Origin of the sequence: Aestuariibaculum lutulentum (genome assembly GCF_032926325.1) — a bacterium.
Taxonomy (GTDB): Bacteria; Bacteroidota; Bacteroidia; order Flavobacteriales; family Flavobacteriaceae; genus Aestuariibaculum; species Aestuariibaculum lutulentum.
In genome coordinates this window covers 3249404-3266027 of the sequence record NZ_CP136709.1, presented here as the reverse complement: position 1 = coordinate 3266027, position 16624 = coordinate 3249404, and the positions used below count along the sequence as shown (strand labels likewise).

General features: G+C 38.5%; 3 protein-coding genes. All 3 read right to left on the bottom strand.

What is annotated here, in order from left to right:
* Nucleotides 1–36 precede the first annotated feature (36 nt).
* The 3 genes from R1X58_RS13800 to R1X58_RS13790 all read right to left on the bottom strand — a co-directional run bounded on the left by R1X58_RS13800 (nt 37) and on the right by R1X58_RS13790 (nt 16396).
* Nucleotides 37–6861 (bottom strand): MopE-related protein, encoded by a 6825-nt coding sequence (locus R1X58_RS13800; RefSeq protein ID WP_240575370.1) that lies wholly within the window; start codon nt 6859–6861, stop codon nt 37–39.
* Between the two features lie 87 nt (nt 6862–6948).
* Entirely contained in the window at nt 6949–8130 is a 1182-nt protein-coding gene (locus tag R1X58_RS13795; RefSeq protein ID WP_240575367.1) for a T9SS type A sorting domain-containing protein, read from the bottom strand.
* Between the two features lie 211 nt (nt 8131–8341).
* Complete coding sequence (locus tag R1X58_RS13790) at nt 8342–16396, bottom strand: PKD domain-containing protein (protein WP_317292990.1); 8055 nt, start codon at nt 16394–16396, stop codon at nt 8342–8344.
* Nucleotides 16397–16624 lie beyond the last annotated feature (228 nt).

Genomic DNA, 16624 nt, shown 5'->3' with positions numbered 1-16624 from the left:
TCTCTCTTAAAAATGAAATAAATTAACACCATAAGTTTAAAATTTAATTAGACGCTTAATCGCTTCACTGTTATTAATATTAGAAGTTACTTTAATTACATATACTCCTTGATTCAAATAATCTAACCCTGATAAAGACAATCTACCCTTTGTCATAGTCATGTCCTTTCTTAAAATAATCCGACCACTAATATCATATAGAACTATATTTAATTCTACATCTTGATATTTGAGCGGTAATTCAATAGTTATAGAAGCACTGAATGGGTTTGGTTTAATAATTATATTACTAAAATCAAATGCTTCTACTGATAGTGTGTCCACGCAATCGGCTATTCCATCTCCGTCACTATCAGGGAATCCTTCATCAATTTCACCATCTGAATCATTATCGATACCATCACAAATTTCTACAGCGTCAGGATTAACATCTCCGTTATCGTCATTTAAATCTAAATTATTTGTAACAGTTCCTTGTGGTTGAAGGCCTAAACACACTGTTATTGGGGTGGCATTACGATCTCCATAACCATCACCATCTAAATCTGGATAAAAACTTATAAGTAGTAGTCCTTCATCAATCTCTCCATCGCAATTATTGTCTATACCATCACAAACTTCTGGGTTTCCTGGGTATGACAATGACTCATTATCATTACAATCCGTACTGTTTGAAACATAATTATCTGGTTGATTATTCGACAAAATGGTTTGAGATAAATCTCCAAAACTATCACCATCAGCATCTAAGTACCAGGTTTTTAAATCAAAATCATCACAGTTTTCATCTATACCGTTATCTGGTATTTCTGTTGCATTTGGATTAATATTTGCTTTTGTATCATCACAGTCGCCTTCATTTTCAGAGAAGCCATCTCCATCATCATCTGTATCAGCTGAACTATCTAAAGTATCAGGATTACAGTCGTCATCTATTAGGTTATCTAAAATCTCAGACTTTCCTGGATTAACATTGGCATCTGAGTCATTGCAATCAGAATTATCTTCAACATAATCTGAAGGCTTTAGAGCAGAACAAACACTAACAGGTAGAGAAAACGAATCTCCATAACCATCTCCATCGATATCCGGGTAATAATCCACCAAAGCTAAATCTTCATCTATTTGGCCATCGCAATTATTATCTATCCCATCGCAAATTTCTAGCGCTACAGGACTGATTTCACTATTTGAGTCATCACAATCCAAATTATTATTAGATTCTCCAGAAGAAGGACTACTGTTTGAAGAAAGTATAATTACCGAAGAGCCATAACCATCCTGATCATCATCCTGATACCAAGAATGCATACCATCGCAATTTGAATCTACTCCACTTCCTATAACATCTTGCTGAGAAGGGTTAATTAAAGCATTTGTATCGTCACAATCTAAATCATTTTCCACATAGCCTGCTGGAGATGAACAAGATTCAACTGTTGAATTAGAATCTCCGTAACCATCATTATCTGTATCTGCATAGTATATTGTAGTCACGCCTTCATCTATTTCCCCATCACAATCATTGTCAATACCGTCACATACCTCAATTCTTCCTGGATATGCTAATGCTTGGCTATCATTACAATCGGTATTATCAGATACATAACCAGCAGGTTGAGTATTAGATAAAATGCTTTGGTCTGGATTTCCGAAATTATCATGATCTAAATCGCGATACCACGTTTTTAAATCAAATCCATCACAATTTTCATCAATACCATTATCAGGTATATCAGTAACTCCGGGATTAATTGATGATTGATTATCATTACAATCTAATTTATTGGCTACGTAACCCTGAGGTTGAGTATTGGCATAAAGTCTAGAAGTTTCATCTCCATAAGAATCGTTATCTGCATCTAAATACCATGTTTTTAAATCAAAACCATCGCAATTTTCATCAACTCCATTATCAGGAATATCGGTAGCATTTGGATTAACACTAGCCTTTGTGTCATCGCAATCACCATCATTTTCAGTAAAACCATCACCGTCATCATCTATATTTAAAGCACTATCAGGGGTAGATGGATTACAATCGTCATCTTTTAAATTGCCAATTATCTCTTCCTGATTTGGATTTACTAAAGCATCAAGGTCATCGCAATCTAAATTATTAGTCACCGTTTTATCCGGTTGTAATGCTGAACAGACTTTTGTAGGTGTTGCCATAGCATCTCCAAAACCATCTTCATCTAAATCTGGGTAGTAACTTATTAATTGTAAACCTTCATCTACACTTCCGTCACAATCATTATCAATGCCATCGCATATTTCAATTGCACTTGGATTAATCTCTGCATCAGCGTCATCACAATCCAAATTATTGGTAACTGTTTGCAGTGGTTTAAGTCCTGAACAAACGATTGTTGGACTTGCAGTAGCATCGCCATAACCATCTTCGTCTAAATCTGGATAGTAGCTTATCAACTGTAAACCTTCATCAATACTACCATCGCAATCATTATCTACACCATCACAAACCTCGGTTGCTCCAGGATTAATAGCCGCTACACTATCATTACAATCTAATGAATTTGCAACATAACCATTTGGTTGGTTATTAGATTCTACACTAATGTTAGGGTTACCATAATTATCACTGTCAGCATCTTGATACCAGGTTTTTAAATCTCCTCCATCACAATCTTCATCGATACCATTGTCTGGTATTTCCGAGGCTACCGGATTAATGTCTGGATTAGAATCATCGCAATCTTCATTATTAGCTACTGTATTTTCAGGTTGTAAAGCTGAACATATTTCTACAGGAATCGCATTATTATCACCATAACCATCTTCGTCTAAATCTGGATAATAACTTATCAACTGTAAACCTTCATCAATACTTCCATCACAATTATTATCTATACCATCACATATTTCAGTGGCATCTGGATTAATTGCTGAAACATTATCATTACAGTCATCAGAATTAGAAACATAACCATTTGGTTGGCTGTTAGATTCTGTGTTTATATTTGGATTTCCATAGGTGTCATTATCGGCATCTTGATACCAGGTCTTTAAATCTGAACCATCACAATCTTCATCTATACCATTATCTGGGATATCTTCTGTTCCTGGATTAATATTACTATTGGAATCATTACAATCTAAATTATTAGACACATAACCTAATGGCTGGTTATTTGAGAGCATGGTTTGAAATTCGTCGCCAAAAGTATCGCTATCGGCATCTAAATACCATGTTTTCAAATCATCACCATCACAATCTTCATCAATACCATTATCTGGGATTTCGTCTGCTCCTGGATTAATATCGGCAGTAGAATCATCACAATCTTCATTGTTAGCCACCGTATTTTCAGGTTGTAAATCTGCACAAATAACTGTTGGAATGGCATTATTATCGCCAAAACCATCTCCATCTGAATCAAGGTAATAGCTAATAAGTTCCAGACCTTCATCTGTCGCACCATCACAGTCGTTATCCAAGCCGTCACACAATTCTGTAGCTCCCGGATAAACTGTAGCATTATCGTCATCGCAATCTCCTGCTATTGAAACATAACCTTCTGGCTGCATATTAGATTGTTCTATTTGAGATCCATCGCCATACGTATCAGTATCTGCATCTTGATACCAGGTTTTTAAATCAAAACCATCACAATCTTCATCAATACCATTATCCGCTACCTCTGATGCATCAGGATTTATTAGTGCATTAGTATCGTCGCAGTCTCCTTCATTTTCTGTAAAACCATCACCGTCATCATCTATATTTAATGCACTATCTGGGGTGTCCGGATTACAATCATCATCTTTTAAATTACCTATTATTTCTTCCTGACCTGGATTTACTAAAGCATCTGAATCATCACAATCTAAATTATTGGTTACTGTTTTATCGGGCTGTAATGCTGAACACAAAATTATTGGAATTGCATTAGCATCACCAAAACCGTCATCATCTATATCTGGGTAGTAACTTATCAATTCTAAACCTTCGTCAATAACCCCATCACAATTGTTATCAATACCATCACATATTTCAGGGGCATTCGGGTTAATAGCAGCATTAGCATCATCACAATCTAAATTATTAGTTACTGTTTTATCGGGCTGTAATGCTGAACAGACTTTTGTTGGTGTTGATGTAGCATCACCATAACCATCTTCGTCTAAGTCTGGATAGTAACTTATCAATTGTAAACCTTCATCTATACTACCGTCACAGTCATTATCTATGCCATCGCATATTTCAATTGCACTTGGATTAATGGCCGCATTGGTATCGTCACAATCTAAATTATTTGTTACCGTTTGTATTGGCTTCAATCCAGAACATACGACTGTTGGTGTTGAAGATGCATCGCCATAACCATCTTCGTCTAAATCCGGATAATAACTTATTAATTGTAAGCCTTCATCAATACTGCCATCACAATCATTATCTATACCATCACAAACCTCTGTTGCTCCTGGATTAATAGTTGCTACACTATCATTACAATCTTGAGAATTTGCTACATAGCCATTTGGTTGGTTATTGGATTCTAAACTAATGTTAGGGTTACCATAAGTATCACTGTCAGCATCTTGATACCAGGTTTTTAAATCTCCTCCATCACAATCTTCATCGATACCATTGTCTGGTATTTCCGTGGCTACCGGATTAATGTCTGGATCTGAATCGTCACAATCTTCATTATTGTTCACGGTCTTATCCGGTTGTAAGGCTGAACAAATTTCTACAGGAATCGCATTATTATCACCATAACCATCTTCGTCTAAATCTGGATAGTAGCTTATCAATTCTAAACCTTCATCAATACTTCCATCGCAATTATTATCTATGCCATCACATATTTCAGTGGCATCTGGATTAATTGCTGAAACATTATCATTACAGTCATCAGAATTAGAAACATAACCATTTGGTTGGCTGTTAGATTCTGTGCTTATATTTGGATTCCCATAGGTATCATTATCGGCATCTTGATACCAGGTTTTTAAATCTGATCCATCACAATCTTCATCTATACCATTATCTGGGAGGTCTTCTGTTCCTGGATTAATATTTTCGTCGGAATCATTACAATCTAAATTATTAGACACATAACCCAATGGCTGGTTATTTGAGAGCATCGTTTGAAATTCGTCGCCAAAAGTATCGCTATCGGCATCTAAATACCAAGTTTTCAAATCATCACCATCACAATCTTCATCAATACCATTATCTGGGATTTCGTCTGCTCCTGGATTAATATCGGCAGTAGAATCATCACAATCTTCATTGTTAGCGACCGTATTTTCAGGTTGTAAATCTGCACAAATAACTGTTGGAATGGCATTATTATCGCCAAAACCATCTCCATCTGAATCAAGGTAATAGCTAATAAGTTCCAGACCTTCATCTGTCGCACCATCACAGTCGTTATCCAAGCCGTCACACAATTCTGTAGCTCCCGGATAAACTGTAGCATTATCGTCATCGCAATCTCCTGCTATTGAAACATAACCTTCTGGCTGCATATTAGATTGTTCTATTTGAGATCCATCGCCATACGTATCAGTATCTGCATCTTGATACCAGGTTTTTAAATCAAAACCATCACAATCTTCATCAATACCATTATCCGCTACCTCTGATGCATCAGGATTTATTAGTGCATTAGTATCGTCGCAGTCCTCATTGTTATCCACATATCCAATAGGTTGTAAAGCGGAACACACACTTACTGGTGAAGCATTATTATCTCCATGACCATCACCATCTACATCCGGATAATAGCTAACTAACCCCAAACCTTCATCTATTTCTCCATCACAATCATTATCCAAACCATCACAAATTTCTGTAGCTCCTGGGTAAAAACTGGGATTAGCATCATTACAATCCCCTTGGTTTTCAGAATATCCATCTCCATCATTATCATCATCCAGTGAACCAGGATCAATCGCACAAATATTAAAAGTTCCTAATTCAGAATTATTAAAAGACCAAATCCGTATGTAAATAACCTGACCCTGACTTAAATTTGTTAACTCAATTCGTTCAAATTTAAATGTAGTATTTAATCCTTCGTTACTGTCATCGTCACAGCTTAATAAAGACAAACTATTGGGCCCACAATTCCCACTATAAATTGCCATACCCGCATCGGTAATGGAACCATCGTCCTCATAAGTTTCAATAACAATATTTCTACTAGATGGAATTGTTACGGTATACCAAACATCTCGACCTTCATAAGAGCCACAACCTACTCCCGGAATGGTAGGGTCTATATCTTCAGAATTGGTTGCATTATTAGAACCTATTACAGAACTACAGGTAACGCCTATATCTAAACTTATTGCTGAACTGCAATCATCATTTGAAGCTATGGGAGGCGGCACAATGCTAAAAGCACAAATATTAAAAGTTCCCGAATCTAACGAACCTCCATATTCCCAAACCCGAACATAAACAGTGGTTCCTGCTGATTCGGCAATAGTTAAGCCTGAAAAAAAACTGCTATTTGAAATATCATCATTACATGATATTAGGGATAAACTACTACAATCTAAGCCTTTATAAACAGCTAACCCTGTATCAGTTATTGAACCATCACTTATGCTAGTTTGAATTCTAACACCACCACTTGAAGGTACAATTACTCTATACCATAAATCGTCCCCCTGATAATCTGCACAACCAGGATCTGCAATCATTGAATCTTCTACATCAGCATTTACTGTTACCAAAAGCGGAGTGCATTCTCCCGAAATATCAACAGGTAGTTCTATTGCACCACCGCAAATATCATTAACAGGTGGAGCTACTTGACCAAATGCGTTTTTTGAAACAAAACAAAATAATAAAACAAAAATGAAACCTATTTTATTCATAAATACATGTTTTAAAACTTAAAAAGCAGGATTTACATAAAATAGATTTCCGGGTAACGGGGAGCTTTATTAACTAATAATTATCCATTAATTGACTATTAATTTTTTGGTTAGAATTTTGTCATCACAAATTATTTTAAGAAAATATATTCCGGATAACAACCTGTTAACCGAAAAATGAATTTGTTCGCTATTTTCAACACCTAAGTTTGTTAAAACCAATTTACCTTGCATATCATACAAAGCAATATCTATAGAAGGATTTTTAACGTTATTAATTTGAATATTTACATCCTGATTCTTACTTACCGGATTAGGAAACATTTTAAATACTGGTTGCTCAAAATCTATAATTGAAAGTGCTTCAGGATCTATTGCACAAATTTTAAACGTCCCTAAATCTTCGTTCTCAAAGGCCCAAAATCGAACATATAACATATCGTCAGGCGTAAGACCAGTCAATTCAATCCTCCCAAAGTCATATATTGTATTATTACCATTGCCGCTGTCATCACAATTCATTAATGCTAAGTTGCCGCAATCACCCGAATAAATAGCTATAGCGCCATCATCAATAGATAAATCATCTTCTGTAGTTTCGACAATAACATGGCCGCTTAAAGGTACTTTAATTTTATACCAGACATCACCACCTTCATATGCACCACATCCCGTACCAGGTACGCCACTTGACGCTGTAGCGTTATTAGAACCAATTACAGGTTCACAAATAGCTTTTAAAGATAATTCTATAGCATCTGCACATTCATCATTGGTTGCCACAGGAGGTGGTGTGAGCGATTGTACTTCAATATTGAATGTTCCTGTTGATGTAAATCCATCATATTCCCAGACACGAATGTAAATGGTCGTACCTTCAGCCTCTGCTAAATTAATTTGAGAAAATGTATTGGAACCACTTATATCATCGTTACATTTTATAATAGTTAAATTATCACAATCTACCCCTTTATAAGCAGCTAGCCCTGTATCATCTATTGAACTGCCACTTGAACTCGTAATTATACTTATTCCTCCAGAAGCAGGAACAACAACACTATACCATAAATCAGACCCTGCATAATTTCCACAACCAGGGTCGCCTGGGGTTAAAGATCCTGTTGCTGTATTATCTATAGTAACTAGTATAGCAGGATTGTCGAGAATAATTGGAAATGCGCCACTGCAATTGTCGTTTGCAGGTTGTGCGTACAAGTTTAGATTAAAGAAGGCGATTGTAACAAAACAAAGAAGGGTATTTTTTTTCATATTTGTAAGATTTTTAAAGAATTAATATTTATACTATAAACTCTTACCACAACTCTTTTTACTTCAGCAGGTTAATACTATTAATTTACAAAAAAGATTTCTACTGCTATTTTTTTTTTGATGAGTTGCAAATTTCAATGGTTTTCTGACAAAAAAAAGAAGCAACTCTGTTTTGAGCTGCTCCTTTTTTGATTGGTTATTATAAACTATACTATTTATCTGATACAATTTTCTTAATCATATATCCTCGATTCGTTGTCATTCTCACAAAGAACAGTTGACTATCTGTATCTGACATATCTAATGTTTTAACACCATAAGTTCCTTTAATGTAATTGTTATCAATTGCTTTTTTAATTAAAGCGCCTTTGGTATCAAACACTTCAATATTCACATCGGTGTCATATTCAAACATGTATTTAAGATTTACCTCTTGTTTAAATGGTACCGGATATGCAGTAAAGTTAACCGACTCTTTAGAACTATCAACTTTAGCTTGTAATATCGGGCATCCATTTTCACCTTCGCCATAAACCTTAGGACATTCATCACAAGTATCTAATACACCATCATTATCTGTATCATATTTTTCATCGTAACAATCTACATTCGTAGTTGTAAATGCCTGAGAACCGCCTTCGCATTCTTCAGAAACAATTTGAGATACACAAGTTTCATCATCTGCAGAGCAAACTAAGTCACAAACAACGGTGTGGATCACGACAAATATACCTCCTGTAAAATCCATATCTAATTCTTCGGCATTAACGGTTACGGTGTAATTCTGTACATAAGTATCAGATCCATTACAACTAATTGACGGATTAAACGGATAATTACCTGGCGCTGTGGTGTAATATCCTCCTTTTTTCTTCATTGGTAATGGTTTGCACCCTACATAAACATGCGCTTCACTTAGTACTTTGTCATCATCGATATCGAAATTGACAGTAACGCCTCCATCAACATACGAAACATGAGCTGTACCAACTAATTGTCCTTTACTTATGTCGCATTGACCTGCTCCTCGGTAAATTGGCATTTCATAATCGCCTTCACAGTTTATCTTATTCGTCCAGCCCCAACGATTATTATTTAAATCTTCTAAACCAATAAAACAAATAGCACCGTTGTCATCATAATGATCATCTAATTCAATATCATCGGCTAATTTAGCATATGCTGTACCACAATTTTCAACACATGGTCCAATTTCAACATCGGTGTAACAAATACTTAAACAATCGTCGTCAATCTCTTCGGTACCATTGGTATTGATTATAGTTAAACTGAACTCATCACCATTTTGAGCTCCGGTTGCCGTTGCATTACCATTTTCGCCCATAGTGATTACTGCATCATTACCAACACCAGCCCATACATAGGTATAATCAGGATTATATTCACCACTGAATACCAAGTTAATTGTGCCATTTGAACAATATGAATCATCATTAGCACTAATTAGACCTTCACAAACAGGTGTGTCATAAATGGTTATAGGTATACTTGATGATTGCGTAGAAATACAACCACTTGATGTTTGATATCTTACAACTACCTGATATTGTCCTACTATAAAGTCTGCTATCGCACCGACATCGATATTATCAGGTATCTGAATATTTCCTAAATCTATTTCACCAAAGTTAGGATCAATATCACCATTCACTATTCTTACGAGTGTTGAGAATACGATAACAGCATCTTCAGGAACTTCTGCATTTGGATCATCACTAACTAAATTTAACAAGCCTTTAAACACATCTAGTAAATTACTTATACAAATGCTTTTTGGTTGTGTAACTGGTGCTGCCTGAACACTTGCAAAACCAACAGTTTTCTGATTAGTTGCCTGACATCCGTTTTCATCTGTTACAATCACCGTGTAAGTACCAATTAATTCAGATTCAAAACTTGCTACATTACCTATATTCATATTGTTCCATATTATTACATCATCTGGGATACCTAGAAATGACCATTCGTAAGTATAAGTTCCTTCTGGTGCAGGTACTGCTGAGATTAAGGTTGGTGTTCCCGGACAAATGTTTTCAGCTGTTACAGTAACTTCTGGATTTGGATATACAACCAATTGAACGGTATCGGTATCCTCACAGCCATTGTCATCAGTTACTGTTAAGGTCAGGTTATAAGTACCTGCCGGTGCATTATCATGGGTTGGATTGGCGATATTGGTCGCACTTAAATACGTAGTGTCTCCACTCCATGCATAACTATAAGGACTGGTTCCGCCACTGGCTGAACCGTCTAACTGCATTGTGTTTACACCGTCATCATAACATACCGCATCATCATCACCTGCCTCTGCCGTTGGATTTGGATATACAACCAATTGAACGGTATCGGTATCCTCACAGCCGTTGTCATCAGTAACTGTTAAGGTCAGGTTATAAGTACCTGCCGGTGCATTATCATGGGTTGGATTGGCAATATTAGTTGCACTTAAATACGTGGTATCTCCACTCCATGCATAACTATAAGGACTGGTTCCGCCACTGGCTGAACCGTCTAACTGCATTGTGTTTACACCATCATCATAACATACGGCATCATCATCACCTGCCTCTGCCGTTGGATTTGGATATACCACCAATTGAACGGTATCGGTATCCTCACAGCCATTGTCATCAGTAACTGTTAACGTTAGATTGTAGGTACCTGCCGGTGCATTGTCATGGGTTGGATTGGCGATATTGGTCGCACTTAAATACGTAGTGTCTCCACTCCATGCATAACTATAAGGACTGGTTCCGCCACTGGCTGAACCGTCTAACTGCATTGTGTTTACACCGTCATCATAACATACCGCATCATCATCACCTGCCTCTGCCGTTGGATTTGGATATACAACCAATTGAACGGTATCGGTATCCTCACAGCCGTTGTCATCAGTAACTGTTAAGGTCAGGTTATAAGTACCTGCCGGTGCATTATCATGGGTTGGATTGGCAATATTAGTTGCACTTAAATACGTGGTATCTCCACTCCATGCATAACTATAAGGACTGGTTCCGCCACTGGCTGAACCGTCTAACTGCATTGTGTTTACACCATCATCATAACATACGGCATCATCATCACCTGCCTCTGCCGTTGGATTTGGATATACAACCAATTGAACGGTATCGGTATCCTCACAGCCATTGTCATCAGTAACTGTTAACGTTAGATTGTAGGTACCTGCCGGTGCATTGTCATGGGTTGGATTGGCAATATTAGTTGCACTTAAATACGTAGTGTCTCCACTCCATGCATAACTATAAGGACTGGTTCCTCCACTGGCTGAACCGTCTAACTGCATTGTGTTTACACCATCATCATAACATACCGCATCATCATCACCTGCCTCTGCCGTTGGATTTGGATATACAACCAATTGAACGGTATCGGTATCCTCACAGCCATTGTCATCAGTAACTGTTAACGTTAGATTGTAGGTACCTGCCGGTGCATTGTCATGGGTTGGATTGGCGATATTGGTCGCACTTAAATACGTAGTGTCTCCACTCCATGCATAACTATAAGGACTGGTTCCGCCACTGGCTGAACCGTCTAACTGCATTGTGTTTACACCATCATCATAACATACGGCATCATCATCACCTGCCTCTGCCGTTGGATTTGGATATACAACCAATTGAACGGTATCGGTATCCTCACAGCCATTGTCATCAGTAACTGTTAAGGTCAGGTTATAAGTACCTGCCGGTGCATTGTCATGGGTTGGATTGGCGATATTGGTCGCACTTAAATACGTAGTGTCTCCACTCCATGCATAACTATAAGGACTGGTTCCTCCACTGGCTGAACCGTCTAACTGCATTGTGTTTACACCATCATCATAACATACGGCATCATCATCACCTGCCTCTGCCGTTGGATTTGGATATACAACCAATTGAACGGTATCGGTATCCTCACAGCCATTGTCATCAGTAACTGTTAACGTTAGATTGTAGGTACCTGCCGGTGCATTGTCATGGGTTGGATTGGCAATATTAGTTGCACTTAAATACGTGGTATCTCCACTCCATGCATAACTATAAGGACTGGTTCCGCCACTGGCTGAACCATCTAACTGCATTGTGTTTACACCATCATCATAACATACCGCATCATCATCACCTGCCTCTGCCGTTGGATTTGGATATACAACCAATTGAACGGTATCGGTATCCTCACAGCCATTGTCATCAGTTACTGTTAAGGTCAGGTTATAAGTACCTGCCGGTGCATTATCATGGGTTGGATTGGCGATATTGGTCGCACTTAAATACGTAGTGTCTCCACTCCATGCATAACTATAAGGACTGGTTCCGCCACTGGCTGAACCGTCTAACTGCATTGTGTTTACACCGTCATCATAACATACCGCATCATCATCACCTGCCTCTGCCGTTGGATTTGGATATACAACCAATTGAACGGTATCGGTATCCTCACAGCCGTTGTCATCAGTAACTGTTAAGGTCAGGTTATAAGTACCTGCCGGTGCATTATCATGGGTTGGATTGGCGATATTGGTCGCACTTAAATACGTAGTGTCTCCACTCCATGCATAACTATAAGGACTGGTTCCGCCACTGGCTGAACCGTCTAACTGCATCGTGTTTACACCATCATCATAACATACGGCATCATCATCACCTGCCTCTGCCGTTGGATTTGGATATACCACCAATTGAACGGTATCGGTATCCTCACAGCCATTGTCATCAGTAACTGTTAACGTTAGATTGTAGGTACCTGCCGGTGCATTGTCATGGGTTGGATTGGCGATATTGGTCGCACTTAAATACGTAGTGTCTCCACTCCATGCATAACTATAAGGACTGGTTCCTCCACTGGCTGAACCGTCTAACTGCATTGTGTTTACACCATCATCATAACATACGGCATCATCATCACCTGCCTCTGCCGTTGGATTTGGATATACAACCAATTGAACGGTATCGGTATCCTCACAGCCATTGTCATCAGTAACTGTTAAGGTCAGGTTATAAGTACCTGCCGGTGCATTGTCATGGGTTGGATTGGCGATATTGGTCGCACTTAAATACGTAGTGTCTCCACTCCATGCATAACTATAAGGACTGGTTCCTCCACTGGCTGAACCGTCTAACTGCATTGTGTTTACACCATCATCATAACATACGGCATCATCATCACCTGCCTCTGCCGTTGGATTTGGATATACAACCAATTGAACGGTATCGGTATCCTCACAGCCATTGTCATCAGTAACTGTTAAGGTCAGGTTATAAGTACCTGCCGGTGCATTGTCATGGGTTGGATTGGCGATATTGGTCGCACTTAAATACGTAGTGTCTCCACTCCATGCATAACTATAAGGACTGGTTCCGCCACTGGCTGAACCGTCTAACTGCATTGTGTTTACACCATCATCATAACATACGGCATCATCATCACCTGCCTCTGCCGTTGGATTTGGATATACAACCAATTGAACGGTATCGGTATCCTCACAGCCATTGTCATCAGTAACTGTTAAGGTCAGGTTATAAGTACCTGCCGGTGCATTGTCATGGGTTGGATTGGCGATATTGGTCGCACTTAAATACGTAGTGTCTCCACTCCATGCATAACTATAAGGACTGGTTCCTCCACTGGCTGAACCGTCTAACTGCATTGTGTTTACACCATCATCATAACATACGGCATCATCATCACCTGCCTCTGCCGTTGGATTTGGATATACAACCAATTGAACGGTATCGGTATCCTCACAGCCATTGTCATCAGTAACTGTTAACGTTAGATTGTAGGTACCTGCCGGTGCATTGTCATGGGTTGGATTGGCGATATTGGTCGCACTTAAATACGTAGTGTCTCCACTCCATGCATAACTATAAGGACTGGTTCCTCCACTGGCTGAACCGTCTAACTGCATTGTGTTTACACCATCATCATAACATACGGCATCATCATCACCTGCCTCTGCCGTTGGATTTGGATATACAACCAATTGAACGGTATCGGTATCCTCACAGCCATTGTCATCAGTAACTGTTAAGGTCAGGTTATAAGTACCTGCCGGTGCATTGTCATGGGTTGGATTGGCGATATTGGTCGCACTTAAATACGTAGTGTCTCCACTCCATGCATAACTATAAGGACTGGTTCCTCCACTGGCTGAACCGTCTAACTGCATTGTGTTTACACCATCATCATAACATACGGCATCATCATCACCTGCCTCTGCCGTTGGATTTGGATATACAACCAATTGAACGGTATCGGTATCCTCACAGCCATTGTCATCAGTAACTGTTAACGTTAGATTGTAGGTACCTGCCGGTGCATTGTCATGGGTTGGATTGGCGATATTAGTTGCACTTAAATACGTGGTATCTCCACTCCATGCATAACTATAAGGACTGGTTCCGCCACTGGCTGAACCGTCTAACTGCATCGTGTTTACACCATCATCATAACATACCGCATCATCATCACCTGCCTCTGCCGTTGGTGATTCATTAACTACAATATCAAAGGATACTACTGTGGCACAATTTGATTGAGGTAAAACACTACGTACATAGATTGTTGTAGAACCTGTTGTGTATTGCGTACCCGGTGTAACACCATCCACATCTGCTATAGGATTAGCTCCGAACTCTGCATCTGTTTGTGAGGTATGGAAAGAAATTATACCGCCACCATTGTTTGTGACTCCATTATCAAGAGTAAATGTCGCCATACCGCTGTTGCCTTCTTCACAAGCTTCCAAATCTGTTACTTCCGGCATTGGAGGAGGTACTGTATAACCAAATCGATATGGTCCTGCAAAATCTTTCAATTCGCTTCCAAAAGCAGTCTCATCATTAGGTCCACCACCACTACTACGGGTTTTAACTAATAAACTACCTAAAATATTGGCACATGGGTCTTCACTACCTCTTCTATCTAAACCAAAAGCTGTTAAATCGATTCCGATCTCAACAAATTGGTACCGTTCATAACTATTAACCGCAGTTGGTTTAACGCCTTGCCAAGTACCCCATGGTGGGCCTAATGTAGTTGACCCTGCATCTGAAAGCTTATCATCATTAACACGCCCCCACATATTAAGTCCTCCGGCTTTAGGATTAATAGCAGCATAGCCATAATCACCTGAATCTGTACCTTTTTCAAAAGCTACAGTTTTATCTACATTAAAGGGTCTTCCATCCCATGTATTATCATAATTATTAAAAGTAGTTTCACTCATCCAAACTCTGATTCTGATATCAGGTACATTCCCGCCGTTTACATAATCAACAGAAACTATAATGGTCCCCGGAATTAAAATACTACCATCGTCGCCTCCATTTGGTGCATCATCAGGACCATTTGGATCAAAAGTCCATGCAGTACGACCACCTTCTCCTCCTGTATTAATTATAGCTCCTCCAACTAGTTGTGCATCAGTACGAAAAAACTCAAAGTCTAGATGTTTATTACCATTAGTAACTACTAAAGACCCGCCTGCAAAAGCCCAAAGTCTAGTAAATGGTCTGTCGTCATTTGCATCATAATTAGGATCACCTTCAGGAAGCATATTTGGTGGTACACGAGGTCCCTCTCCTCTTAGGTGAGCATACACATCAATAATATCGTCTTTTTGAGGCACACTTCCCGCTGTTCCTATACTCCATGTATTTGGATTATCAGGATTTTTATCTCCAGAACCTGCGAAATAAGATGTTTCTGCACTACCACCATCAACATAGGTGTCACGACCGTAAACAGCATCCAGCCATAAATATGGTGTTACTCCTTCCAATACAACAGGGAAGTTCGCAATAACACCAACAACAGCCGGATTAACTCCTAAATCGGAAGGAATAATCGATTGATGTCTCTCAAAAGGTGTATTATTTAATGCTGGTATAATACCTCCTGGTAAGGGATCTGAATCAGGATTATGTGGAGGCGTAGCCTGATCAATAACTCCTAACCCAGCTCCTGGCCACATTTCGCTTTTAAACCAATCATCAGTGCCTATTGGGGGTACTGTATATGGCACAGGAGGCATTTCTATATTTAGAAATTGCAGCCTATTGGCATAAACATCACCATCAATACCAAAATTAGCCTGTACCGAAGAAGAACCTACATCTTGAGCATAAAAAAATTGCGTTGACAGTCCAAAAGTGATTACGGACAGACAACACAATAGCAATGTCTTATACGATTTACTGATCTTGCCAAGAAAATCGTTTTTAGTAATTTTGTACATAAACATAACATTTAAATTAAGTTAATAAATGATTTCGTTTACATAACTATAAATAAGAAAAATAGACATGGTGCAGATGCTATTAAACAGTGCACAACAATAAATAGTAAAGACAAGAAGATATGGCGCAATTTTAAAAATACGCATAACAAATTAATACACTAAATTACAAAGAAGATAAAAAGGGCATTTAATAACTGCTATTAATCAAATGCTTTTATGTCGAGA